The following is a 25,501-nucleotide window of genomic DNA, read 5'->3' as shown; positions in this document are numbered from 1 at the left end:
ACTTAAACGGCATACGCGCGGCGGGTTGTGCGGATATCCTTAGCCAAACCATGGCCGCCTTGAACAGCAACATGGCTTGCGCTTATTAACCCGCCCCCCCGTAGTTTCTCGCCAACGGAAGTAGGGGGTCGCCTGCTTCGGACCCAGGTTCGAGAAAATCAAAGATGAGCTGGCGGAACTGAGCGAATCTCGACTTGGCCTCGACGCTGGCGGCTTCCTGTGGTGCTGCTTTGCACATACGTCACTGGTCGGTGGTGGGCGACGCCACGATGAGTGTGCCGACCCCGACCCTGTATGGTCGGTTGCGAGACGCCCTCAATTCTGTCCCGCCAGTTTCCTGGCAGGGGCAGGACAGCCTGAGAATCAGTCGCCTTTGATTGGCACGACCTTGTCAGCTTTCATGGCTTCGGGCTTTTTCGGAAGCGAGATGCTCAGCACGCCCTTGCTGAAACTCGCGTCGATCTTCTCGGCATCGACTCCTTTGGGCAGGTTGAACACCCGTTCGAAGGAACCGTAGTGACGCTCGCTGAGGTGATAGCCCTTCCTTTTTTCTTCCTTGTCCTCTTTCTTTTCGCCTTTGATGATCAGGCTGCCGTTGGACAGTTTGATCTCAATGTTTTTCTGATCCATGCCGGGCAGTTCGGCAGTGATTTCGAAGCTTTTGTCTTTCTCGGTGATGTCCACGGCAGGCAGGCTGTGACCAATCAGCTCCCGACGCCAGAGCGGCTCGACATCGAACAGCCCGCGACCGAATGGCGACAGCCCAGAGCCGCGATTGAAGTCTTCGAACAAGTGATCAACCTGCTGGCGGAGTTTTTCCAGGGGGCGCCAGAGGTCTGTTGCCACCGGATGCTGACTGGCTTTGTTGTCGCTATGAACCGGCACTTTTTTTTCGCTGTTGCTCATTTTGATTTCTCCTCTTGGGTGATAGAGATGGATCGCAAACACCCCGTTTGCCGGTCCACCACGACAGAACAAACACATGACACTGCCCCTACAACGCCAGTGTTCCGGACCACAGCATCCAGCCGGCGAAGGCTGCCGCCGTCCAGATAATGATCAACAGTCCCGTCTCGGGGCCGCTGAGCGGTTGCCCCTGACGAGCCTTCATGGTGGCCAGGTAAATCAACGAACCGGGGGCGTAGAGCAAAGCGCTGAGCAACATGTATTTAGGCCCGGCGGCATACAGCAGCCACAGGCAATACAGTGTGGCGATCGAGGCGATGGCCATGTCGCGTAGTTGCAGGGCGCGGTGGCCGGCATAGGTCTGGCCCTGCCAGGTCAGTTTCAGCGCATACAGCCCGCTGAACAGGTACGGCAGCAGAATCATCGAGGTGGCCAGGGAAATCAGCGCGAGGTAACTGGCGCTCGAGTACAGCGTCAGTAGCAGGAACAGTTGAATGCAGCTGTTGGTGATCCACAGCGCATTGGCCGGCACACCCTGGGTGTTTTCCACGGCCAGCGCGCCCGGCATGACCTTTTCCTTGGCCGGTGTGAACACCGATTCCGCCGCCAGCAGCGTCCAGGCGAGTAGGGCGCCCCCCACCGAAATGATCAAGCCAATGCTGATCAACACCGCGCCCCATGGCCCGGCTGCGGCCTGAAGCACGCCGGCCATCGAAGGATTTTTCAGTGCGGCCAGTTCAGGTTGTCTGAGAATGCCCAGCGAGAGTAACGACACTGCAATCAACAGCAACAGGGTGATGACAAAGCCGATGACCGTGGCGCGGCCGACATTGGCCCGCTCCGCTGCGCGGGCAGAGAACACATTGGCGCCCTCGATCCCGATGAACACCCAGACAGTCACCAACATGGTGCTTTTGACTTGATCGAGGGTGCTGCCCAGCGCGGGCGCCCCCCAGAAGTCGACACTGAAGGTTTCACGCTGGAAAGCCGCTATCACCACACCAATAAACAGCAGCAACGGCACGATCTTGGCCACCGTCGTCAACGCGTTGGCGCGCGCTGCCGTGTGCATGCCCCTGAGAATCATCCAGTGCAACGACCACAGCACCACGGACGCCCCGGCAATCGCAGCTTTGTTATTGCCTTCACCGAACAGGGGGAAGAAATAACTCAGCGCAGCGAACAAAATCACCAGGTAGCTGACGTTGCCGATCCAGGCGCTGATCCAGTAGCCCCAGGCTGAGTTGAAGCTGAGGTATTCGCCACCCAAGGCGCGGGCGTAGGCGAACACGCCGTTGTCCAGCGCCGGTTGGCGGTTGGACAAGATCTGATAGACCAGCGCCAGCGACAGCATGCCGACGCCGGTGATCAGCCAACCAATCAGGATCGCCCCGGCACCCGCACTGACTGCCATGTTTTGCGGCAGGCTGAAAATGCCGCTGCCGATCATCGAACCGACCACCAGGGCAATCAGCAGGCTCAAGGACAGGCGCTTGGGTTCCACCTTTCGCAAACTGCCTGCAAGTGGGTGGGCAGTCGGCGGGACGACCGGTTGGGTGCCTTGCAGGTGCGTAGCCATGGGAGCCTCCACGAAACGAGAGTTTCTGCATCCATTGAATGTGATGGTACGACTGCTGACTCTAATTTCTACGTGAACGTCCAAGGCCTGGTTGATTTAGATCAGAAAGAGGGCAAACACCTGGTTTGTCCGGGCACAGCCATGACCTCCGTTGTGTCCAACGCTTCAATTGTGGCGCCTCGCCGGACACGAAAGACATTCGAGTCCTAAGCTCTACCTCGATGAGCGACAGATGTTTTTACAGCGAGGCATGCAAATCGCTTTTGAGGAACTCACTTCGATGCTCAGCAAATGGCTGGACCCCGTTCTATTGCTGCTCACCGCTCTGGCGCTGCTGGCCGGCGGCGTTGCGTATGTTGCGCAAGAACCTGATTGGGCATCGATGTGCTGGGCCGCAGGCAGTCTGGTGATGTCCGCGGTCCTGCTCATTGAGATCGTCAGGCGCCTGGCCCGGCGCGAGGCCGGTGTCGACCTGATCGCGCTGCTGTCGATCACTGCCGCCCTGGTCTTTGAGCAGACACTCGTGGCGGCGGTGATTGCCTTGATGCTGGCGACCGGCCGGACCCTGGAGTTTTTCACCAAGCAACGCGCCGACCGCGAGCTTCGTGCGCTCATCGACCGGGCGCCACGTTTTGCCTGGTTGCAGGAGGAGGGTGGCTTGCGCCAGATCCCCGTTGAGCAGGTCCAACTGCATCAGACATTGTTGGTGCGGCTGGGGGAGGTGATACCGGTCGACGGTCGCCTGCTGAGTCATGCGGCCATTCTCGACGAATCGGCGCTCAGTGGTGAGTCGTTGCCCGTAACCCGTCGAGAGGGCGAGCAACTGCCCAGTGGCGTATCCAATGTCGGTGCGCCCATCCTGCTATTCGCCACGCGAACGGCTGCGCAGAGTAATTCGCCACGCGAACGGCTGCGCAGAGTACCTATGCCGGCATAGTGCGGCTGGCTGAGGAAGCACGTCGTTCGCGCGCACCTTTCGTGCGCCTGGCCGACCGCTATGCATTGTTCTTCATCCCACTGACGTTGCTGATTGCCGGATTGGCCTGGCATTTGAGTGGTGATCCTTTGCGAGCGCTGGCGGTTCTGGTGGTGGCCACACCTTGCCCTTTGATTCTGGCTGTACCGATTGCCATCATGTCGGGGATTTCCAGGGCAGCGCGGCGCGGGATCCTGATCAAGGACGGCGTGACCCTGGAAGCGTTGGCCGGAATCAAGCAGGTGTTCCTCGACAAGACCGGCACGCTGACCAGCGGCCATGCCCGTCTGCAGTCGATAGAGGTCAACGGACTGGCCGATCCGCAGCGCCTGCTTGGCCTGGCCGCTTCACTGGCGCAGGCCTCGACGCATCCTATCTCCCAGGCAATTGTTGAAGCGGCGCATCAGCGTCAATTGCCTCTCAGCGTCCCGCAGGAAGTAGAAGAAAGCCCAGGCTCTGGACTTTGTGGGCATGTCGATGGCGTGCAGGTGCGTTTCGGCACGTTGTCTTTTGCTCACAAAGACGCCCCTGGAACTGACTGGGTCGCCGCCATGCTACGGCGCATGGATTACCTGGCGTGCAGTGGAAGCTTCATCGACGTGGATGGGAAACTCGCGGGCCTGCTGATTTTCTCGGACAACGTTCGGCGCGAAACTCCGCAGACTCTGCGTCGACTGCGCAATAGAGGTATCGAAAAGATCGTCATGCTAACCGGGGACCGCCTGGAAACCGCCGAGATGATTGCGCTGTCTGCCGGGATTGACGAGCTGCATGCCGGGTTGACCCCTGAGGATAAAGTGCGTGCGGTACAGCAAGGTTGCCTGCGCACTAGCACATTGATGGTTGGCGATGGCATCAACGACGCCCCCGCGCTGGCAGCGGCGAATGTCGGCGTGGCCATGGGGGCCAGCGGTGCCACTGCTTCTGCACAAGCCGCTGGTGTTGTGCTGCTGGTGGATCGTCTGGATCGTCTGGTCGAGGCGCTGGACATTGCCCGACGCACCCGCTACATCGCCCGCCAGGGTGTGCTGGTCGGCATGGGGATGTCGTTGCTGGCCATGGCGGTGGCGGCCCTCGGTTACCTGCCGCCGCTGATTGGCGCCGTGGTGCAGGAGGGCATCGACGTGGTGATCATCCTTAACGCCTTGCGGGCACTGGGGTCATCGTGGGAGCTGAGGAAACGAAAGCTTGCCGCAGAGCATATCGATCGCCTGCAAGATGAGCACCAGCAACTCTCCACCGTACTGAGCGAGCTGCACCAACTGGCCAATGACTTTGCCCAGCGCCCACTTGCGCAAGCACAGACCGACTTGGTGCAACTGGTCAACAAGCTGCAAACATCACTGGCGCAGCATGAGCGGGAAGATGAAAACACACTGTACCCGCTGCTGACGCGAAGCATGCCGGGCGAGGACCCGATGTCGGCTATGAGCCACTCTCACCGGGAGATTTTTCGCCTTATCCATTTACTGACGCGCATGAGTAGCGACTTCAGTTCCGACCCCGCAACGGCACCTGCTGATGAGATTCAGCATCAGCTGATTCGTCTGGATACCCTCGTGCGACTGCACTTTGATCAGGAGGAGGAGCTGTTTCGTTATCTGGATTGGCGCTAGAAAATTAAGTCCGGCAAAAGGGGATGAAATGAGTAAGACCGATGAGCGTGGCAAGCGTTGTATCGCTTCTCCATACCTCGAAGACATAGAAACGATCGTCCGTGAGCTGGATTCTGACTCCCGCGCAGGCTTGTCCAGTGCACAGGCGAAAATGCATCTGAGCCATGACGGGGCCAATGAGTTGCGCACTCAACCTGTCAAACCGGCCTGGCATTACTTGCTGGCGCAATTTAGAGATCCGCTGGTTTATCTGTTGCTTGTCGCAGTGGCCATTACCTTGGGAAGCTGGTTCCTTGTAGAGGGTCGAGAATGGCCCGTTGATGCCGTGGTCATCATGCTGATTGTACTGGCTAATGCGCTTTTGGGGTTTTTCCAGGAAACCCGATCGCAACGAGCGGTTGCGGCATTGGCCAAACTGACTCAATCCACCTCCACAATCATCCGCGACGGAGTGTTGTCGCGCATCCCCAGTCACCACCTGGTGATCGGTGATCTGCTGGTGTTATCCGAGGGCGATTCTGTGGGCGCCGATGCTCGACTCATTCAGGCCAATGCCTTACGGGTACTGGAAGCATCGCTGACTGGAGAGAGTGAACCGGTCTCGAAAAATGCAGCGCGTTTGCGCACCGAAGTGCCTTTGGCAGAGCGCTCCAATATGGTGTTCAAAGGCACCGCCATCGCCCAGGGTTCGGGGGTCGGCGTTGTCACGGCAGTCGGTATGGCGACTGAAGTAGGGGCGATAGCTCATCTGCTGGATGTCACGTCCGAAGAGGTGACGCCTCTGCAAAAGGAAGTGCGCGCAATAGGGCGGATGCTCGGTATTGCTGTTCTGGTGATCGCTACGGTTGTCGTTGTGGCAGTACTGATGCTCTCTGAAATTCACACTGTCGACGATGTGCTGCGGGTTCTCCTGCTAGGTGTGTCCCTGGCGGTGGCTGCGGTGCCAGAGGGACTACCTGCCGTTCTATCACTGGTGCTCGCATTCGGCATGCTGCGGATGGCCCGCAGCAAAGCCATCATCAAACGACTGTCTTCAGTGGAGACTCTGGGGTCTGCATCAGTCATCTGCACCGACAAGACTGGTACGCTGACTCGATCCGAAATGACCATCCAGCAAACCATGACGGCATCCGGCAAAGCCGTGGTCAGCGGTGTCGGTTACGCCCCGCAGGGCCAGATTCATCACCAGGATCAGCCCATGGCCGGCGGCCCGGCGCACAGCGAAAATGTCCTGTTGTTGCGTGGCGGAAGCCTGGCCGGTAATGCCGCGCTTGCGCAGCAGGAAGATGGCATCTGGGTGATTCGGGGAGATCCGACCGAGGGTGCCTTTCTGGTGGCAGAGCGCAAACTTGATGCACCTGCACGCAACATCGAACGCTTCGAACGCGTGGCGGAAATACCGTTTACCTCCGATCGAAAAATGATGTCGGCACTGGTCATCGATCACGAGCACAGCGATGAGCGACTCCTGATCAGCAAGGGTGCGCCGGATGTACTCCTTCAACATTGCACACAGGTTCAGGTCGGCATGGATGTCATGCCACTGACCGACGACCTTCGTGCAAAAGCCGTGGCCGATGTGAATGAGTTGTCGGGTGCCGCGTTGCGCACACTTTCCGTGGCGTACCGTCCTTTGGCGGTCGGTGAAGATGTTGCGGCCGGTGAAGCCCTTGAGGCAGGGCTTATTTTTATCGGTACGGTCGGCATCATCGACCCACCGCGCAAAGAAGTCGCACCGGCCATTGCCGAGGCCCATCGAGCAGGCATCCGCATCATTATGATCACGGGCGACCATCCGCGAACGGCGGCCCGCATCGCCGAGGACCTGGGCATCATCCAGGCTGGTGGCGGGACATTGACCGGTGCCGATCTGGATAAGCTGGACGACGCGGGTTTGGCCGAGGCCGTCAAATCGACCTCTGTTTATGCACGTGTGGCACCCTCGCATAAGCTGAGGATTGTCGATGCGCTTCAGGTGCAGGGACATGTGGTGGCGATGACCGGGGATGGTGTAAATGACGCACCCGCACTTAAGTCAGCCGATATCGGCATTGCCATGGGCATCACCGGAACGGAGGTGACCAAGCAGGCGGGTAAAATGATTCTGGCTGACGATAACTTCGCGACCATTGTGTTGGCCGTTCGCGAAGGGCGCGGGATTCTGGACAATATTCGCAAGTTCCTTCGTTACTTGCTGTCTTCCAACATGGGTGAAGTACTGATGGTCTTCCTTGCCGTCGTCGGGGCCGGCGTCGTCGGCCTGGTGGATGAGGAGGGCGGGATCATCCTGCCGCTGCTGGCCACCCAGATTCTATGGATTAACCTGATCACGGATGCCGCACCTGCCATCGCCATGGGCATTGACCCACACAGCGAGGATGTGATGACACGCAGCCCGCGCAAGCCATCGGATCGAATCATCGATTCAAGCATGTGGGTCGGCGTACTCCAGATCGGTTTAGTTATGGCATTGGTGAGTTTATTGACGGTCGACTGGATGCTGCCGGGAGGGTTGATAGCGGGTAATGAGTCGTTGGTTCAGGCACGCACTGCCGGTTTTACGGTCCTTGTATTGGCGCAACTATTCAATGCGCTGAGTGCCCGCTCGGAGTTGGCCAGTGCGTTCATCGGGTTGTTCGCTAACCGATGGCTGTGGGGCGCAATCGCGCTGGCATTGGTCTTGCAGATTGCAGTGGTGCACTGGCCACCACTCAACAAGGCTTTCGACACAAGTGCATTGACGCTGGGCCAGTGGGGACTGTGTTTGGCAATGGCTAGCGCAGTCTTCTGGTTTAGCGAGTTGCGCAAGCTGGGTATGCGTTTGCATCAGGGAAAAGCCGTCCTGCACCAGAAGCGGAGGATCTTCTAACGGCCAGTGTTAAAAGCGGCTTTTGATACAGCAAAAGCGGATTACTGACTATCCGGAGGCAGTTTCATTTTTGAACTCGACCTCGGCTCTTCACGTCAGCGTCGTGCTATAGGGAGGCCCAAAACAGGTGGAGTTAGGAGACACAAACGACATATTCGCTCAAGCCAACGCACAATCAATTCGTCCATGCCCACTACTCCTAAGGTGCAGACGCACTAGGCAATGGGCTGCTCAGTGAGTAAGGCTACGATCTCGCTGACTGTGCTGCGTGCTGTGCGTGTTACGCCGATCAAGGTGGCAGAAGCTGAACCTGTCCACTCGCCATAGCCGACCAGCCATAGCCTTGGTTCTTGAGTCGAGTGGGTACCTTCGACCTCAACGCGGCCTTCGGTGTTGATCACCCCTAGCGTATCCAGATGCTGTAGGGCTGGTCTGAATCCGGTGCACCAAATCACCACGTCCACTGCAGATTCTGAGCCATTGACCCACATCACGCCGTTGCGAGTGAAACGTTCAAAAGGGCGTACAGACTTGAGAACATTGCGCGCACGGGCTTCGACAACTGGCGGCACCATGACTATGTCACCCAAGCCACCAACAGGCTGCTCAATGACACGCCCGCTCTGTTGGGCTTTCCAGCGCTCGGTTGCGCGCTCGAACAGTACTCGCCCATCCACATCGTCCGGTAAGAACAACGGTTCGACGGGGGTCACCCAGATAGTCTTGGCGACCTTGGATACCTCGGCCAAAATCTGTGCTCCTGAATTACCGCCACCTACCACTAATACTTTCTTGCCCTCGAACGGTTGGGCTTCGGCATAGTGCGCGGAGTGCAACTGCCGACCGACGAATAACTCAGCATCCGGGTAGCGAGGGATGTAGGGGTTGCTCCAGGTGCCTGTAGCGCTGACAACAACCTTGGCATCCCAATGCTTGTCGCCGGAACGTACTCGTAAGCTTGATTCCGTACGCTCCACAGAAGTGACCCGCACCGGGCGTTCAACTGGAAACTGGTAGCGCTGTTCATACTGGTTGAGGTAGTCAATCACATGATTTCGTGTGGGGTAGCCTTCTCCCATAGTCGGCATCATCCAGCCGGGGATCGAACTCCAGGTAGTCGGGGAGAATAGACGCAGTGAATTCCAGCCGTGGCGCCAAGCGCCACCTGGTTCTTCCTCGGCGTCTAGGATAACGAATGTAAGTTGAGTGCGGCGCAGGAAGTACGCTACCGACAAGGCTGATTGGCCCCCACCGATAATGACGACGTCTAACGGGCTGGCAAGCGAATGAGTCATGGGAAAACCCTGGATCAATGTTGGACGGGAGTCCTCGGTTTTTAAACAATCTGATCTGGCTCATATAAACGGTATGCTGCTATCCGCGCAGCGCTTGACGTTTGGATGCGTTAGATCATAAGCATGAAGTTCGATGCGCTGTTCCCGACCACTCACTAGGCACTGAGAGGGTGAACATTATTGGACCAGCGCCGCTCTACCTAAAAGACTACGTTCATGGCGATCTCCCTATCAATGGCTGCGCCGGGTCTCCAGCGCAGTGAACAACAACATGCCAGCCAGCATGGCTAACATGAATACGAAGGCTTGCCAGTGTCCAGTTAACAGGATGGCCACTGCGGGACCAGGACAGATGCCTGCTATTCCCCAGCCAATGCCAAATAACAGACTGCCGCCAATCAGGCGCGGGTCCAACTCACGTTTGATCGGTATCTGCATGGGTTTTCCGAGTAGCGAGCTCGATTGCTGGCGTGCCCAGGTGAGCGGGCCGATGGCTACGCCAATTGCCCCAACCATGACCAACGCCAGGGAAGGGTCCCAGGCACCGGCTAAATCCAGGAAAGCCAGTACTTTTCCCGGGTTGGCCATGCCCGCCAGAAGTAGACCCAAGCCGAACAGCAGGCCGGCAATGAATGCACTCAGTTTGATCATGTTCAACCTCCCAGCAAATGACGCAAGACAAACGCCGTAGCGAAACCACTGAACATGAAACACACCGTGGCGACCATAGAGCGCCGCGAAAGGCGTGATAGGCCGCATACCCCATGTCCACTCGTGCAGCCCGAGCCGTAGCGGGTGCCGATGCCCACCAATACGCCGGCGACGGTAAGTCCGAGCCAGCCGCTCTGGAACTCAATGTGGGGCAGGGTGGCAAACAGTCCCCATAAAAGCGGAGCGATGAGCAGGCCCAGGAGGAACAGCGCTTTCTCAATTGCCCCCTCGCTCCGATGCTGTAAAAGACTGCCGATCAGACCGCTGATGCCTGCGATACGCCCGTTGGCGACGACGAAGAGACTGGCAGCCAGACCAATCAATGCGCCACCGGCCAGGGATGACCAGGGAGTGAAGTTAAGCCAATCGACATTCATGAGCCTTCTCCAGCGAAAATTGTAGTTACAGGGTGCGGATTACCGCCAATGCTCCGATGGAAAACGCAATGGCGACTGTCCACCGCAAGCGCCCGGCTGCCGAGTTTGCAGCAACGCCGGAAATGGAAACCAGTGCTATAACGGCCACCGAACTTGCAAGGACGGACTGTGCTGTCAGATTGGTGTATTGCTGCCGCGATAATGTTCGTCTGCAGGCTCTATCCCCTTGATGGCAACCCCGACGATAAAACCGACCTTGCTCTGGCCATGGCATTGTTTGCGGCCATGAGCGTGGCCTTTGTAAGAGGGGCGTGGGATTTGTCCCGCGGATGTTCGTCTGGCGTTGGTTGTTTTCAGGCTGGACCTGTTTTGCTGCACTTGCAATTGCGGGTTGGATCAAGTTCCTGCATTGAGTACCGACAACATGAATGAACGCTTGAACGTCCACCAGAAAAACTTCGCCAGTATTAAACCACCGCTCCGAACAGCGATCCCACCAGCTCCGTGATACCCATGGCAGTGCGCCCAAAAGTGTCACGCGCCAGGCGCCGATCATGAATATGGCACCACCGGCCGTGGCTGCAATAGCCCCCCAGGCCGCCGAGAAATACCAGCGACATACCGCAAATCCATGGCACAGCGCTCTGCGCTGGCGCGATGAAAACCACCGCCAAAGGCAACGCAGCACCCCACGAAACTGGCGCCCGCCACCAGCCCGGCCATTCCGGTGACCAACAACGTGGCGTGGCTGGCATTGGCAGCCGCGACGCCGATCAGCAGACTGGCGGTTGAGACAATCATTTCATTGTTTAACGGGACTCACTGTCTTTAGGCGGTTCAAATCGGACGCGCTCCGAGCGGTCCGGCAAACGGCGTCAGCGGGTTTCAATCTGCGCCTGCAACTGACCGCCGACAATGGATATTTCTTTGAACTGTTCACCCTCGCGCAGCACGAACAACGCGTCCATTCCGCGCTCCTGAGCCAGACGTGGGCCCTCGGTTTCGCCCAGGACCATCAGCGCCGTGGCCCAGGCATCGGCGAGCATGCACGAGGCCACCACCACGGTAACGGCGGCGAGCGGGCTGCACAGCGGTGCGCCGGTGGCCGGGTTCATGGTATGAGCATAGGATCGACCGGCCACGTCGACCCAATGTCGATAGTCCCCGGAGGTCGCAATGGCGGCATCGCTAAGTTCCATCACGCCCATGACTTCACGCACGCCCCGGTTGGGCTTTTCCAGGGCCACGGCCCAGCACTGGCCGTCAGGTTTGACGCCCCGGGCGCGCATCTCCCCATCGATGCCAACCAGGTAGCGGGTGATGCCCAAACCCTCCAGGCAACGCGCCAGTTCATCCACACCAAAACCTTTGGCGATGCCACTCAAGTCAAGGTTCAACGGCACGCGCTTGCGCACCTGATTGCGTTGCGGGTCAACCACCAACGCGGCGCTGGCTGACAGTCGGGGGCGCGGCGCAATCGTGCCGATCGCCTGCTCTGTGACCGTCTGCTCCCCGGGGCCGAACCCCCAGGCGTTAACCAGATCACCGACCGCGATGTCGAAGGCGCCGCCGGATTGCTGACTGACACGCAGTGCCGCAGACAGCACCGTCGCCAGTTCCTTGGGCACAGACACCCATTCCTGCTCGGTGGCGGCGTTGAGGCGGTTGAGGTCCGAGTCGGGTTTCCAGGTGGACATTTGCTGGTCCACCCGGGCCACGACGCGCGCCAGGCGCTGGCCAACGTCGTCGGTATCGATCCCGGCCCCGGCATAGAACAGGGCGGTGTAGCGGGTGCCCATGGTGTCGCCGTTCAGGCTATAGCGCTGCAACTCAGTAAACGTCTTCACGGTAGCGTCCTTGTGCCTTGAGGGTCAGCACACTCAAGTTGAGAGGCGCCAACACTTCATCGAGGGCCTGCATCACGCCTTTGGCCATTTCGCGACTGCCACACACCAGCACCTGGGCACCTTTTTCAATCAGTCGGCGCAAGGCCAGGGCATCGCCGATCAGCCGGTCTTGCACGTAGCTGCGGTCCTGAACCTGAGAGAAGGCGGCGCGCAATGCCGTGAGGCGTCGGTCCGACAAGTATTGGTTGAGCTCCGGTTCATAGAGAAAATCCGAGGCCGGGTTACGCCCGCCCCAATACAAGTGCATCGGGTGTCGGGCCTTGTTGTTGCGGATAAAACCGGCCAGAGGACCGATGCCGGTACCGGCGCCGATCAGGATCACCGGGTGCGTGCCCGATGCCGGACGAAATTGCGGATTGGGTTGGATAAAAGCGTCGATCTGCGCGCCGATGTTCAGGCCATGAAGGAATTCCGAGCACATGCCGCCGTTGTGTTTACGCACACAGATCTCCAGCACGCCGTCCTGCGAACCGCTGGCCAGCGAGTAGAAACGCGGGATCGGGCTGCCCGGGGGCAGAATCCCGATCAGGTCACCGGCCAGAAAGCCCGGCAGCTCGCCGGGTGCCTTGAAGCGCAGTACGTGGGTCGGCGCATTCACCTGTTCGCCATAGGCAATGCGCTCTGTCAGCAACAATTGATGCGTACGCGGCTGCTGCGGGGTGTGAACCAGCACCAGATCCTGCCCCAATACTTCGCCCAACGCGTGGCCCCAGCGCGCAAATTCCTGAGAGGACTGGCGGTTGACGGTTTCCAGCCCCAGTAACGGCGAGCCACCGGCCTGCAACATCGCATCCTGCACCTGATGGGCGTACTGACAGAACTGCGCAAACTGGCGGTCCCCCAGGCCCAGCACCGCAAAGGGCAGGCCGGGCTTGAGGCCGGTTTTGGCCAGCCGCGCCAGGAACTGCGAAGCCGACGCCGGCGCATCGCCGTCACCATGGGTCGCGGTGAGGATGAACACCCGTTGGACATTGTGGTAATCGCCCACCCATTCATTCATCGCCGCGCTGTGCACCTGATGGCCACTCTGGTGCAAGGCGTCGTGCAAGGTTTTGGCAAAACCCCAGGTGCTGTTGTTTTCACTGCCCACCAGAATCACGCTGTCGGCGGAGTGGGCAGGGCTGTTGTGGCGGATGTTCGGGCCCGCCTTGCGGCGGCGCCACCACAACAGGATGCCGGTCACGCTCATCAACGGCACGCAAAGGGCGCAGAGCCCAAGCGGCAGGCCCAGCCACCAGAGGCCTTCGCCGGTGTGCAGCTGATAGATCCATTCGTAGAGGGTGTGCATCGAGTCGTGGGCTTGATAGGACAACAAGGCGCCGCTGGCCTGATCCACGTAGCCGTCGCCTTGGACCGTGCGCAGGGAAAACACGTCCTTCGGGTTACCGGGACTGGGGTAGACCAGCTCGCGCAGGTCATTCAGGTCGGTGGCCTGCAAGGCTTGCAGGTTCGCCACCGGCAAGGCCGGGCCGGCGCTGACGTGGGCGGGGAGGGCGGGCTCACTCTCACTGCCGTCGGCGATAAAACCAAAGGTGGTGGCGGACATGTAGAGCCCGCTAAATGCCGACAGCAGCAGCCCGAGCAAGGCCAGTCGCCCGACTTCAGCATGCCAGCGCTGGCTGAAGGTGCCCCTCAGTGGCCGCAGCAGGTTGCGCCAGCCACCCAGGCGCCGTGCCAGCAATAGCGCACCGGACACCGACAGCATCAGCATGAACAGCGCGCCGACCCCCGACACCCCATGGCCCGGCGTGCCAAGGAACAGCGAGCGGTGCAGGTCTTTCACCCAACGTGAGAACGCGGATGGCTCGTACGGTGCGAGGCCTTGGCCGGTCAGTGGGTCGACCTTTTCCACCCCGGCCTGACCGTTCTGGTTGTAGTAGACGATCACCGTGCCGGACGCTGTGCGCTGGATCTGCTCCACGCCCGGGAAGTGGCTGGCAACGCGCCCGGCCAGTTGGCCGACGTTGAGTTGTCCGGCAGGAGTGGACGTGCTGTGCAGGCGTTCCAGGGCCGGGTCGACAGACAGCACCGCGCCGCTGATGGCCAACAGCATGACCAACAGGGCGGCGATCAGGCCAGGTAGGGAATGGAACTGGCGAAGCATGGTCAGCCTCCAGAAAGGGCACGTGCTACAGATCGTAAGTAAAGGACTCGACGTAGGTACTGCCGGTCACCGGCTGGCCTGCACCCTTGGACGTCAGGGGCACGCTGACATCGGCGCGGGCGTCACGTTTGTCCTCGACGGAGCTGTCGATACGGATCTGATACCCGGCATCAATCAGGGTGTCTGCCAGTTCGACGCTGACTTTGAGTGTGCGCCCGCTGCCGACACTGGCGCCGCTAACCCCGTCAAACTCGCTCGGGTTCATCCCGCTGCCACGGGCCCAGTCGCCCAGATGCTTGTAGTATTTGGCCTTCTTGCCCGCCACCCAGAGGGTTTTCTGGTATTGGCCATTGGCGTCGGTGACGTAGATCGCCAGGTAGGCATCATTGCCGCTGTAGTCTTTGAGCTGGGTGGTCAAGGTCACTTCGCGGGCCTGGGCCAGCCCCGACAGAGCAATGGCGGCGGCGAGGCACGTTGCTGCAATGATTTTTTTCATGGTGGGTGTCCTTTTGATCGTTAGGTCGAGAGCCTGGACCTGCTGGCTGACAGCAACCTGAAGTGCAGGAAAAACTCATCGACAGGTGAGGCGTCATTCGGTGAGCGGGCTGCCGAGGTAATCCCTGGCATCGCCGTCGTCGCGGAAATGGATCTCGAGTGTGTGCAGGCGCAGCGATGCCGGTGAATAGCTGGCTTCGATGGCATTGCCTTTGCGGTCCAACCCCTTGAGCTCGTAACAACCGTCGTCGACCTTGATGCGCTGCACGCTCCAGCCGTATTGCCGCTCTACCTGCTGACGCAAGGTTTCACGCGGCTGCCAGTCGCTCACCGGGTCGCTGCAGTCGTCATCGGCCAGGGCGTAACCGCTAAGCAGCAAGCTCAACAGCGCGGCATTGGCAATAAAGCCTGATTTCATGATCTGTCTCCTGCCGAGGTCGGCGTCTGTGGCATACCCTAAGGTGCATTCCTGACAACCAGCTGAATCTTCAGATTCACGTCAGGTAAGGCGATTAAGGTGCTGCACGACAACCATCACGGGAGATGCCAGATGCGGGTTTTATTGGTCGAGGACGCACCAGGCTTGGGGGAGGCGGTGCGCGAACAGATCGCCGATGACGGCCATGCAGTCGATTGGGTGCAGCGCCTGGACCATGCGCGCAACAGCGTGCGCACCACGCCTTACGACCTGATCCTGCTGGACCTGATGCTCCCGGACGGTCGCGGGCTGGATTTTTTGCGTCAGCAACGCTCGGCAGGGGACGTGACCCCGGTGATTATCCTGACTGCCCAGGATCAGATTTCCGAACGCATCGCTGGCCTCAACGCGGGCGCCGACGACTACCTGGTCAAACCGTTCGACCTGTTTGAGCTCTCGGCCCGTGTGGCGGCGGTGGCTCGGCGCTATAGCGGCAACCCCAATCCGCAGATCAGGCTCGGTGATTTGCAGGTCGACATGAGTGCCCGCACGGTGCAGCGAGCCGGTGCGACGGTGGACCTCACGGCGCGGGAGTGGGCGCTGTTCGAGGCGTTTATGCAGCGCCCCAGCGCGCTGCTGTCCAAGTCGCAGCTTGAAGAACGGCTGTATGCCTTCGGCGCCGAAATCGAGAGCAATACCATCGAGGTCTATATCAGCCGTCTGCGTAAAAAACTCGGGCGCGACCTGATTGAAACCGTGCGCGGCATGGGCTACCGGTTGATGTCCGCATGAAGCCGTCATCAAGCCTGCAAAAACGTCTCGGCCTGGGATTGACGTTGGGCACGACCTTACTGTGGCTGGCGGCGACCGTCGGCGCCTGGCTGGTGGTGCAACATGAATTGAACGAGGCGTTCGACAGCGCGCTGGAAGAGACCGCGCAGCGCATCCTGCCCCTGGCCGTGCTGGAAATCAGCAACCGGGAAAACCCTCGTGAGGCACAACATGTCGCCACCCTGAAAATGCACAAGGAATACCTGACGTATCTGGTGCGCGATGCCAAGGGCGAGATCCTGATGCAGTCCCACGACGCCAACCCGAAGATCTTCAACCAACAACCGGCCGAAGGTTTTTCAACCACTAAAAAATACCGTCTCTACGCCGCCAGTGCGCTGCGTGAAACAGTGTATATCGAAATCGCCGAACCTCTGGAACATCGCCGTGAAGCCGCCCGCGAAGCGTTGCTTGCCTTGTTGTTGCCGTTATTGGCGCTGATTCCCATCAGCCTGTTTGGCACCTGGATGTTTGTGCGCATCAGCCTGCGCAGTGTATTGGCCTATCGTCGTGCCGTGGAGGTTCGCGGCGTGGGTGATCTGTCGCCGATCAACGTGGCGCGATTGCCGGCGGAAATCGCCCCGCTGGCCGAGGCGGTCAATCATCTGCTGGAACGCTTGCGCAAGGCCTTGGAAGCCGAGCGCAGCTTTACGGCCAACAGCGCCCATGAATTACGCACGCCACTGGCCGCGACCCTGGCGCAGATCCAGCGTTTGCGTCACGAAGCCCCTGAAGGCCCGTTGCGGTTGCGCGCGGCTAAAATCGAAACCTCATTGCGCGAACTGGCGCGGCTCTCGGAAAAACTCGTGCAACTGGCCAAGGCCGAGGGAGGAGGGCTGTTGTCCGAAACGCCCCAGGACCTCATTCCGTTGCTGGCCCATGTGGTCGATGAGTGGAACCACAGCAGTGGGCACCGGATCGTGTTGCACCTGCCAACCCAGACGAGTGTGTACTCGACGATTGATCCGGACGCCTTCGCCATCCTGTTGCGCAACCTGATCGAGAATGCGCTCAAGTATGGCGCCGCGGATCAACCGGTCGAAGTCAGCCTCACCGACCAAGCGCTGCTACGGGTGGTCAATGGTGGTCCGGCAGTGCCCGAGCCGGTGCTGCAGCGCCTCACCGAGCGTTTTGTGCGGGGTAACAGTGAAACCAGCGGTTCAGGGTTGGGGTTGGCAATTGCCAAAACTATTGTGCAGGGAGTCAACGCGAAAATACGGCTGGTGTCGCCGGCGACAGGTCGAACGGAAGGATTCGAAGTCTGCGTCTGGTTTCCGCTCGCGTCGACTGTCGAAGGCTGAGGGCATGCTTCGCATACGTACACTTCAAGCGCCACAACCTGCGATTTTCTTCTCGCTCTGGGCGCCTTCCGTAGTCTGTGCTGGATAGCCGGCTTCTTGCAGGGCTGCAAGCAATGCATTGCTGTCCGGATTACCGTTGACCCTCACTCGTCCGGATTGCAAGTCGACAGTCACTTCGCTGACTCCGTTGAGCGCGCGCAACGCTTGGGTTACCTGTTTGACGCAGGAGCCACAGCTCATGCCCTGGACTTGCAGTTCAACGCTGTTCATCAATGACTCCTCATAAGGAATTGATCGTGAAACGGCCAATGTATGCGGCTTTTTCGCGACCCTGGTTTTATTCTCGACCTTGCCACGACGGTAAGGTCAAGCAGCCTTTATCGCTCATTAAATTAAAACCTGGCGCAGGCGCAACGCGTTAAATACCACCGACGCCGAACTCACGCTCATAGCCAGTGCGGCAATCAGTGGCGACAGCAGGTGGCCGGTAAGCGGGTAGAGCAAACCGGCGGCCAACGGGATACCCATGGCGTTGTAAAGGAAGGCGAAGGCAAGGTTCTGGTGCATGTTTCTCACCGTTGCTACTGATAGGCTGCGAGCACGCAGGATGCCGAGCAGATCGCCCTTGACCAAGGTGACCTGAGCGCTGTTCATCGCCACGTCAGTGCCAGTGCCCATGGCGAGACCCACATCGGCGCGCGCCAGTGCAGGGGCGTCATTGATGCCGTCGCCAGCCATCGCTACACGGTGCCCGGTCTGTTGCAGAGCAGCGACCAGGCGCTCTTTGTCTTGCGGTTTAACCTCTCCATGCACTTCCTCGATACCCAATTGACGAGCCACCGAACGGGCCGTCGTAAGGCCGTCGCCAGTGGCCATGATGACCTTGACTCCGTCTGCCTGTAGACGCTCGACTGCCAGCTTCGAGGTAGGTTTGATGGGATCGGCTACAGCCAGTAATCCCGCCAGGACGCCATTGACCGCCAGGAACATGATGCTCGTGCCGTCACTGCGTAGCGTCTCGGCCTGTACTTGCAGGCTCTCGGTGGAGACGCCAGCCTCATGCATCAGCACGGTATTGCCCAACGTCAGGCGGCGCCCCTCGACCTGACCGCTTACGCCAATACCAGAGGCGGACTCGAAGGTTTCAGGTGTGCTCAGCGTCAGGCCCGCGGCGCGGGCTTGCTCGACGATGGCCTGAGCCAACGGGTGCTCGCTGCCCTGATCGAGGCACGCCGCCAGGCGCAGCACTTCATCCTGAGTAAATCCCGGTGCAGCCTCGACGCTATGGAACGCTGGCCGACCTTCAGTGAGTGTGCCGGTCTTATCGACAATCAAGGTGTCTATCTTGCGCAGGTTCTCGATGGCGGCGGCATCGCGAAACAAGACGCCACCGCCGGCAGCTTTGCCGGTGGCGACCATTACCGACATTGGGGTCGCCAATCCGAGGGCACAGGGACAGGCGATGATCATTACCGCTACGGCGTTGATCAGGCCAAATACCCAGCTTGGTTCGGGCCCCCACAGCCCCCAGGCGACCAGCGTCAGCGCGGCGATGGTGATCACCACGATCACGAAGTAGCCGGCAATCACGTCGGCCAGACGTTGCATCGGCGCTTTTGAGCGCTGTGCCTGCACCACCATCTGGACGATCTGCGCGAGCAGGGTGGCCGATCCGACTTTCTGTGCCTGCATCACCAGGCTACCGTGAAGGTTGAGGGTGGCGCCGATCAGTGCGTCACCGGCACTCTTCATGATCGGTATGGGTTCTCCGGTGAGCATCGACTCGTCCACAGCGCTTTCGCCTTGCAGCACTTGACCGTCGACGGGCACTTTTTCGCCTGGTCGCACGCGCAAGGTGTCGCCGCTGTGTACGTGGGTCAACGGGATGTCTTCTTCGGTGCCGTCTGCATTGATCCGTCGGGCGGTTTTGGGTGCCAGTCCGAGCAGCGACTTGATGGCGGCCGAGGTTTGCGAGTGAGCCTTGAGCTCGAGTATCTGGCCGAGCAGGGTCAGTGAGATGATCACCGCCGCCGCCTCGAAGTACACACCGATGCGACCGTCCATCATGAACGTGCTGGGGAAGACGTCGGGGGCCAGGGTGGCGACGACGCTGTAAAGGAAGGCCGCGGCCGTGCCAAGACCTATCAGTGTCCACATGTTCGGACTGCGTTGAATCACTGAATACACGCCGCGCACATAAAATGGCCAGCCGGCCCAAAGCACCACAGGTGTTGCCAGTCCCAGCTCGATCCAGTTTTGTGTGGGGCCGTGGAACAGCACCAGGGTATGGCCGCCCATGGCCAGCACGGTGACGATCACTGTCAGTGGCAATGTCCACCAGAAGCGCTGGGTGAAGTTTTTGAGTTCGGGGTTCTCTTCTTCCTCCAGTTCGGGGATCACCGGCTCCAGGGTCATGCCACACTTGGGGCAGGTGCCGGGGCCGATCTGGCGGATTTCCGGATGCATGGGGCAGGTGTATTCAGCGGTAGCCGCTGACGATTGTGCAGGTGTTTGATGGACATGAAGCTCAGTGCCGTGCATGAGTCAACTCCTGTTCTCGTCCTTGACTGAGCTTGCAGTTTCACCGTGATGGCGGTGACCACCGTGGTGGTGTCCGAACAGATGCATTAGCGGGCACAACAGTAAAATCATGTAAGGCAGCAGGCCCAGGATATGGCCGTAGTGCTCCCTGGCCAGGTAGAACAGTGCGATGACCAGCAGCATGCCCAGCGCTATGCCGGTTTTGCTTTTCCAGAATGTTGGAGAACCGTTGGTCGAGTGCTGTGAACTCATCATGGTTTGGTACTCCCGAGGAGTGATCTCTAGTAGGGGGCCGGGCAGGATCAACGCTCGGCGGTTTTACCCCGGCCATGCTGGCTGAGGTGAAACCGCCGTGGCATTCGCTACAGGCTTGCCTGCATCACTTGCTCACGGGCATCTTCATCATGCTCGACTGCTGATCCATCATTTTCATCATCATGTTCATCATCCCCATCTCCATACCGTCTTTACCGCCGGACATGCCCATGCCATGACAGTTTTTATGCATCATGGCCATGCTGTCCTTCATCGTCTTCATGCTCTCCTGCATTGCGGCCTGTCGTTCGGCAGGGGTCTTGGCGGCGGCTGCTTTGTCATGTGCAGCCTGCATTTTTTGCATTTGCTCGGTCATAGCTTTGTTTTGCATCGGTGTGGCCGCTTCGCTCGTTTGAGTTGGCGTGGTCGGTGTCTGTTCAGGGTGGTGCTCATCAGCGGCCGAGGCCATGAGCGGGCTGCTTACAAGCAGGGTGGCGAGGATCAATTTCAATGAGGCATGCATGGCAATCTCCAAAAGGTCAGGACAACACAGGTAATACCCAGCCGCGCCAGATTGGCGCAGCCAGGCAGTGCGGCCGGAGCTCGGCGCGCTGAGGGTCGGTTTAATCGTTGAAACGGACGAAAGTCAGGCGTGCAGGCGGCCTGGCGGGAGCCGGGCGCTGTAATGCAAGAAAGGCGAAAGCAGAGGGTTTGGTCGGATACAACAGCAATGCGGGGACCAGCAATAGAAACGCCCAGCTGGCGAAATCAAGCACTGGAAGATGCAGCGATGGACTAATGGCAATTGCCGTATCGGCACAGTATTGAAGACAGCCGATGGCATGGGCGTCGTGACCATCGTCGTGTTGTGAGGTGCTGAGTGACACGTGGGGTGTGGCTGGATTATGGCTGGGTTGCGCCAGGCATCCTTGGCTCGCCGCCATGCCGAACGCTAGCACCCACAGCACGATGGCGAGGCGCATGAACGCAGCTTGATGATGGCGAAACCAGAGCATGGAGCGTCCCCCGGCAACTCATTACGGGATTTGGTTTTTTCAACCTATAGCACATCAAGGTGCCACGATTGATCCATGTCAAGTTAAGCGTAGTCAGTTGTCAGGTCGGGTGCTGCCATTCCCCTGAACTGCTCATCAGCCCACTTTCAAAGGGCCTGAGTCAGATCCTTTGAAACGCGTGCTTTAACCGTCCGACACTCAAAGCTGGAGGCGGTAAATAACCTGGGTTGCATTGTCGAGATCGCGATGACATTCAAAACCGAGAAAGCGCGCCTGAGCGTCCATCAGTAAAGATGTTATTTGATTTTCCAGTACTTCTGCATTTCGACAAATAGAAATGACGCGGTCCAGGAGATCAGCACCAGACCTGTCAGCGCTTGCAGTCGTCCGGTCAGGTACTTGAGATCGCCAAGAGGTGAGATATCGCCGAAACCGATGGTCGTATAGGTGATAAAGAAAAAGTACACGCAGTCCATGAGCGAGCCATCGAGGATGCCCTGCAAACTGCCCCACTGGCCAGTAGGCCCGCGCGAAACACCAGACTTCGACTGCATGGGTCATCAGTGCCCCGAATACCCCCACAACCATTCTGAATCAGCTCTAAGCTTTCAGCCTTGGGTAGCCATTCATTCAAGCGCATTAAACATTCGTAATGAATGATCACCGCAATTACCACCACCACCAGCGTATTGATTAACGTAATCGAAAGCATAGGGCGCCTCGAACGTCCAGGAGCTATTGCGGCGGGGCCGGCGCGCGCTGCCAGCATGAGACGTGCAGCCAGGCTGCCTAAACAATAGACGTTATGGCGCCAGTAATGAGCCCGACAGTACGTTGCGTGTACTGGTCTTTATGATCTACATAAATGACAAGGTAATGGGATAGGCCATGCGTTTTTATGACTTCCACTGAGTCGTGATTGCGCCATGAAGTTCACTGCTACACCGCTCCAGGATCCGCTACCAATCTTGCCGTCTTTATCTGCCAACTACGCCATCCCAGAAATCGGAAAGCTTCAGCTGCCGTGCGGCGTCAGGGAGCGTCGGATCCAGCACCCAGCGAATGGCAAACAGCAGGTTGCTCTCGCCTACGCGATTCTCGCCCAGCAACACGACATTGCCTGCTAGCGGGATATCAATGGTCGTGAAATTGCGGACATTACGAATGCTCAGCGTGGATAGGCGCACGTGATTTCCTCTCTCATGCGAATTGGCCGCCCGCTTTGCGGGGCTCGGCCTCATGGCGAGATGCCATGGCCGGAAATCTTAGTAGATGGCGCACAACCCCGCGAACCGAGTCCAACCGTTCCATCAACGGTGAAACAAATTTACTCGCGGCACCTCACCCGGTCCTTAGAGATTTTCAGCCACTGTCAACGCTTGCGCTTGGGGAATAGCTGAGGAAGTGAGCGGCCGACCTGTCGCCAACTCCCCAAAGGAATCTGTCGCGTCGATGTAGCGCATGGCGGACTTCATATCCTTCCAGCCAACGTATGTCATCAGCGCTTTGATATCCCAGCCATTGGCCGCGGCCCAAGTGGCGAAGCCACGACGCAGTGAGTGGCTGGTGTACGGATCGCCAGACACCCCCGCGCGATTAAAAATTCGCCGCAGCAGTGGAATCAGGCTGTTGGCATTCAAGCCGTCGTCCGCCAAATGCCCCCAGCGATCGAGCTTTCTGAAGACCGGACCCTGCGCAATGCCGGCGACGGTGATCCAGTTCACATAGGCTTGCACCGGACAAAGCTTCTTCAAGGCGGGGGTACGGAACGTCGTGCCGCGGTGCTGGCGATCGCCCTTGCTGTGCGGTAGGTAGAAGGTGATGCCCACTTCGGCTTGCGCCTGGGTGTGTTCAACCTGCAAGCGCGACAACTCATCCCCGCGGAAACCGCGCCAGAACCCGATCAGCAGCAAGGCCAAGTCTCGCCGGCTGCGCAGCAGGGCGGCCAGATCCTGGCGGACGGCGGCTTGCTCCGCGTCTTGCTCCAACCACTGAACAGCTCGTTCCAGGTGCAGCAGGAGCAGGGGAGTCGCTTGTTTCTCCTGGGCGGGATGCAGCGCACGGATGCCCTTGATCATCTGCCGAACCGCCGGGGTCTTGGTCGGATCGGGGAAGCCTTGGGTGATATGCCATTGGGCGAGGGCGGCCAGGCGCTGCTTGAGGGTGCTAATAGCGTGCTGATCGGCGTACTCGGCGAGGTAGCGCACGATGCCCTCGCCGGTCGTGGGGAGAAAGCCACCCCAGGTCACTTCGAAGTGTTCCACCGCCGCACGGTAACTGCGCCGGGTGTTGTCCCGGGTGCCGGCCTGCAGGTAACGATCCGCCTTGTTCATCTCAACCCTTCTACACCAAACGTACCTTTTCCGGCGCTGGAAAAAGCGAAAAACGGCTCTATGATGCGATAACGCTCGATTATTTTATCAAAGAAAGTTGCGTAAATTATTCTTTTTTGATCACATAAATGCTATGTATATACGTAGTATGTAAAACAGTACGAAATCGTAGGAGAAGAAAATGGCGCGCGGTGGAATAAACAAGGCGATTGTCCAAAAGGCGCGGGAAGCGCTGCTGGCTCGGGGTGAGAATCCGAGTATCGACGCCGTTCGCATCGAACTTGGAAATACCGGTTCGAAGACGACTATTCACCGCTATTTGAAGGAAATCGAAGATTTTGACCCGCGGCCGCGCGCCTCCAGGGAGCGCTTGAGTGACGAACTCACCGAGCTTGTGGCGGGCTTGTTAGAGCGAATGACGGAGGAGGGAGGTCAGGCTATAGAGCACGCCCAAGGCGTTTTTGACGCGCAGCGCCTCGCATTGGAGAAAAAGTACGACGCTCTGGATGCACAGTTCACCTTTTTGCAGCGTCAGTTTGATAGTCAGAAGGCGGCATTGGAGGCTCAAACAGAAGAGCTGCTGATCTGCCAGGCCGGCCTGCAAACTGAAATCACCCGCAATGCGCGCCTTAGCCAAAATTGCAGTGATCTCGAACTGCGCGTGCAGGAGAAGGACGAGCAGATTCGCTCTCTGGAAGAAAAGCATCTGCATTCACGCGATGCGCTGGAGCATTACCGCAACGCCGTCAAGGAACAGCGGGATCAGGAACAACAGCGACACGAAGGGCAAGTGCAGCAAGTTCAGGTTGAGCTTCGCCAACTTCAGCAAACCCTGATCCTCAAGCAGGACGAGCTCACTCGGTTGAACAGGGATAACGAGCGCCTCCTTAGCGAGGCCCGGCAGCAGACCAAGGCTATGGCCACGCAGGCGGACTCAATGCAGCGGCTGACGGGCGAAATTGCTGAAATGAAAACGGCTGTCGCCAAGGCAGAAGGTGCCAAGGAAATGCTGCAAGAGCAGTTTGATTTATCTCGTGATGAAATTAAAAGGCTCGAAGAAGCGACTGCGCAGGCCAACTACCAAGTGTTCGAGACCAGGCGACAACTCGACCAATCATCCGCGGAGGTCACACAGCTGCGACTGAACACGAGCCAATCAGGCGCTTCGTGATCTGCTAAAGATTTGAGATGTCGCGCCAATCATTCCGCAAGCGGCGAGGCGGCCCCGTCAGGTTGCCCGCACCCACAGGTGAGATTTATGACCAATACAGAAGCGGCTAATGTCGCCATTTCGGAGGGGCGATTTGGCTTGAAGTATGCTCATGAGCGCCTCTTCGAAATGTTTTTAACGGATGTTATTTCAGGCCCACTGAAGCGCCCTGTGCAGTTGGCCGGCCGAGAAGGAGGTGTCGGTAAGCAAAGGGCGAATGTGAACAACGGTGTCGTATCGAGCATATAGAAGCAAATACCAGAGATTCAACGCTATCCGGTTACGTTGCGTCAGCTGGATGCTTGGGTAGGTGATGATTTTCGGCTTTTCTTTTTAGTAGGGCCCAGCCCCCAGCATGACCTGGTTATTTTAGGTCTCACCTTGTCAGCCAGACCCAAGAGTTTTCTACGGTCGTGATATGGGCGCAGGAAAATTATGTTTGGGGCATAAACTCGCTAATTTCGATACAGATGCCGATGGGGGAGGCGTATTGCTCCGTCGCCAGAATAGCCTCGGAACAACTGGTTTACTTGGCTGCCTAGCCCAATGGTCATTGCGCCGGCTACCCCCTGCATTTCTACTTATGCGTCCCCAGACTGGTTGGCGCTGAGAGTTGCATTTGGAGACTGCGTCGACTATCTCACTGCCGCTACGAAACTGTAGCGTGACGGCAGCTAGATACGCGAAGCCCAGTAGAGAAAGTGCTGCGTGAATGCAAGATGCACCCCGATGCGCGACCGATAGGCGTCGGCGCAGTTGCT

General features: G+C 58.8%; 22 protein-coding genes and 3 pseudogenes. 7 read left to right on the top strand and 18 right to left on the bottom strand.

Annotation, left to right across the window (positions count from 1 at the left end; translation table 11 throughout):
• Window positions 1-363: 363 nt before the first annotated feature.
• Both CKW16_RS10925 and CKW16_RS10920 read right to left on the bottom strand, forming a co-directional pair.
• Entirely contained in the window at window positions 364-906 is a 543-nt protein-coding gene (locus tag CKW16_RS10925; RefSeq protein ID WP_095128422.1) for an Hsp20/alpha crystallin family protein, read from the bottom strand.
• Window positions 907-994: 88 nt separating this feature from the next.
• Window positions 995-2,485: a basic amino acid/polyamine antiporter gene (locus tag CKW16_RS10920; protein WP_095128421.1), complete on the bottom strand. Its 1,491-nt coding sequence runs from the start codon at window positions 2,483-2,485 to the stop codon at window positions 995-997.
• Between the two features lie 280 nt (window positions 2,486-2,765).
• On the opposite strand from CKW16_RS10920, the pseudogene CKW16_RS10915 reads away from it, so the two are divergent.
• Window positions 2,766-5,077: pseudogene (locus CKW16_RS10915) on the top strand (heavy metal translocating P-type ATPase).
• Between the two features lie 28 nt (window positions 5,078-5,105).
• Entirely contained in the window at window positions 5,106-7,946 is a 2,841-nt protein-coding gene (locus tag CKW16_RS10910; RefSeq protein WP_095128420.1) for a cation-translocating P-type ATPase, read from the top strand.
• Between the two features lie 215 nt (window positions 7,947-8,161).
• On the opposite strand, the gene CKW16_RS10905 is transcribed toward CKW16_RS10910, so the two are convergent.
• The 3 genes from CKW16_RS10905 to CKW16_RS10895 all read right to left on the bottom strand — a co-directional run bounded on the left by CKW16_RS10905 (window position 8,162) and on the right by CKW16_RS10895 (window position 10,329).
• Window positions 8,162-9,241, bottom strand: a complete 1,080-nt coding sequence (locus CKW16_RS10905; protein ID WP_095128419.1) for an ArsO family NAD(P)H-dependent flavin-containing monooxygenase — start codon at window positions 9,239-9,241, stop codon at window positions 8,162-8,164.
• A gap of 231 nt (window positions 9,242-9,472) precedes the next feature.
• Window positions 9,473-9,892 (bottom strand): DUF6691 family protein, encoded by a 420-nt coding sequence (locus CKW16_RS10900; protein WP_095128418.1) that lies wholly within the window; start codon window positions 9,890-9,892, stop codon window positions 9,473-9,475.
• A gap of 2 nt (window positions 9,893-9,894) precedes the next feature.
• Window positions 9,895-10,329 carry a YeeE/YedE family protein gene (locus tag CKW16_RS10895; RefSeq protein ID WP_095128417.1) on the bottom strand — a complete coding sequence of 145 codons (435 nt, stop codon included), beginning with the start codon at window positions 10,327-10,329 and terminating at the stop codon, window positions 9,895-9,897.
• Between the two features lie 329 nt (window positions 10,330-10,658).
• Between CKW16_RS10895 and CKW16_RS32830 the strand changes: the two genes are divergently transcribed.
• Entirely contained in the window at window positions 10,659-10,742 is an 84-nt protein-coding gene (locus CKW16_RS32830) for a hypothetical protein (protein WP_371918017.1), read from the top strand.
• Between the two features lie 54 nt (window positions 10,743-10,796).
• Here CKW16_RS32830 and CKW16_RS10880 read toward each other — a convergent pair.
• The 5 genes and pseudogenes from CKW16_RS10880 to CKW16_RS10860 form a co-directional block, all read right to left on the bottom strand.
• Window positions 10,797-11,136, bottom strand: a pseudogene (locus CKW16_RS10880) (VIT1/CCC1 transporter family protein); the annotation flags it as partial.
• A gap of 68 nt (window positions 11,137-11,204) precedes the next feature.
• Window positions 11,205-12,176 carry an FAD:protein FMN transferase gene (locus CKW16_RS10875; RefSeq protein WP_256580468.1) on the bottom strand — a complete coding sequence of 324 codons (972 nt, stop codon included), beginning with the start codon at window positions 12,174-12,176 and terminating at the stop codon, window positions 11,205-11,207.
• The gene (locus CKW16_RS10870; protein ID WP_095128416.1) at window positions 12,160-14,340 is read right to left on the bottom strand and encodes a PepSY domain-containing protein; all 2,181 of its coding nucleotides are present in this window, start codon (window positions 14,338-14,340) and stop codon (window positions 12,160-12,162) included. The genes CKW16_RS10875 and CKW16_RS10870 overlap by 17 nt, the downstream gene beginning before the upstream one ends.
• Before the next feature lie 25 nt (window positions 14,341-14,365).
• Entirely contained in the window at window positions 14,366-14,836 is a 471-nt protein-coding gene (locus tag CKW16_RS10865) for a DUF2271 domain-containing protein (RefSeq protein ID WP_095128415.1), read from the bottom strand.
• 93 nt (window positions 14,837-14,929) lie between these two features.
• Window positions 14,930-15,253, bottom strand: a complete 324-nt coding sequence (locus CKW16_RS10860; protein ID WP_033060166.1) for a PepSY domain-containing protein — start codon at window positions 15,251-15,253, stop codon at window positions 14,930-14,932.
• Between the two features lie 132 nt (window positions 15,254-15,385).
• Here CKW16_RS10860 and CKW16_RS10855 point away from each other — a divergent pair, with 132 nt between their 5' ends.
• On the top strand, window positions 15,386-16,045 hold the full coding sequence (locus CKW16_RS10855) for a response regulator transcription factor (RefSeq protein WP_095128414.1): 660 nt from the start codon (window positions 15,386-15,388) through the stop codon (window positions 16,043-16,045).
• Complete coding sequence (locus tag CKW16_RS10850; RefSeq protein ID WP_095128413.1) at window positions 16,042-17,385, top strand: sensor histidine kinase KdpD; 1,344 nt, start codon at window positions 16,042-16,044, stop codon at window positions 17,383-17,385. Before CKW16_RS10855 ends, CKW16_RS10850 begins: the two co-directional genes overlap by 4 nt.
• A gap of 24 nt (window positions 17,386-17,409) precedes the next feature.
• Here CKW16_RS10850 and CKW16_RS10845 read toward each other — a convergent pair whose 3' ends face one another.
• From CKW16_RS10845 to CKW16_RS10810, 8 genes and pseudogenes are all read right to left on the bottom strand, one after another.
• Window positions 17,410-17,655, bottom strand: coding sequence for a heavy-metal-associated domain-containing protein (locus CKW16_RS10845; protein WP_095128412.1), 246 nt, complete (start codon window positions 17,653-17,655; stop codon window positions 17,410-17,412).
• Window positions 17,656-17,772: 117 nt separating this feature from the next.
• Complete coding sequence (locus tag CKW16_RS10840) at window positions 17,773-19,851, bottom strand: copper-translocating P-type ATPase (protein WP_176471539.1); 2,079 nt, start codon at window positions 19,849-19,851, stop codon at window positions 17,773-17,775.
• A 78-nt stretch (window positions 19,852-19,929) separates the two neighbouring features.
• Window positions 19,930-20,178, bottom strand: a complete 249-nt coding sequence (locus CKW16_RS10835; RefSeq protein ID WP_371918016.1) for a DUF2933 domain-containing protein — start codon at window positions 20,176-20,178, stop codon at window positions 19,930-19,932.
• A gap of 127 nt (window positions 20,179-20,305) precedes the next feature.
• Window positions 20,306-20,704 (bottom strand): hypothetical protein, encoded by a 399-nt coding sequence (locus CKW16_RS10830; protein WP_095128410.1) that lies wholly within the window; start codon window positions 20,702-20,704, stop codon window positions 20,306-20,308.
• Between the two features lie 100 nt (window positions 20,705-20,804).
• Entirely contained in the window at window positions 20,805-21,197 is a 393-nt protein-coding gene (locus CKW16_RS10825) for a hypothetical protein (protein WP_095128409.1), read from the bottom strand.
• Between the two features lie 296 nt (window positions 21,198-21,493).
• Window positions 21,494-21,909 (bottom strand): annotated as a pseudogene (locus CKW16_RS10820) (potassium channel family protein).
• 265 nt (window positions 21,910-22,174) lie between these two features.
• Window positions 22,175-22,384: a DUF2813 domain-containing protein gene (locus tag CKW16_RS10815; protein ID WP_218244058.1), complete on the bottom strand. Its 210-nt coding sequence runs from the start codon at window positions 22,382-22,384 to the stop codon at window positions 22,175-22,177.
• 165 nt (window positions 22,385-22,549) lie between these two features.
• Window positions 22,550-23,530, bottom strand: a complete 981-nt coding sequence (locus tag CKW16_RS10810) for a site-specific integrase (protein ID WP_095128408.1) — start codon at window positions 23,528-23,530, stop codon at window positions 22,550-22,552.
• A gap of 181 nt (window positions 23,531-23,711) precedes the next feature.
• Between CKW16_RS10810 and CKW16_RS10805 the strand changes: the two genes are divergently transcribed.
• The gene (locus CKW16_RS10805; RefSeq protein WP_095128407.1) at window positions 23,712-24,701 is read left to right on the top strand and encodes a DNA-binding protein; all 990 of its coding nucleotides are present in this window, start codon (window positions 23,712-23,714) and stop codon (window positions 24,699-24,701) included.
• 87 nt (window positions 24,702-24,788) lie between these two features.
• Window positions 24,789-24,989 (top strand): hypothetical protein, encoded by a 201-nt coding sequence (locus CKW16_RS10800; protein ID WP_095128406.1) that lies wholly within the window; start codon window positions 24,789-24,791, stop codon window positions 24,987-24,989.
• Window positions 24,990-25,501 lie beyond the last annotated feature (512 nt).

Source organism: Pseudomonas sp. Irchel s3h14, from assembly GCF_900187425.1.
GTDB lineage: Bacteria > Pseudomonadota > Gammaproteobacteria > Pseudomonadales > Pseudomonadaceae > Aquipseudomonas.
Note: the sequence above shows the minus strand (reverse complement) of the source record. Positions and strands in the feature narration are given on the sequence as shown.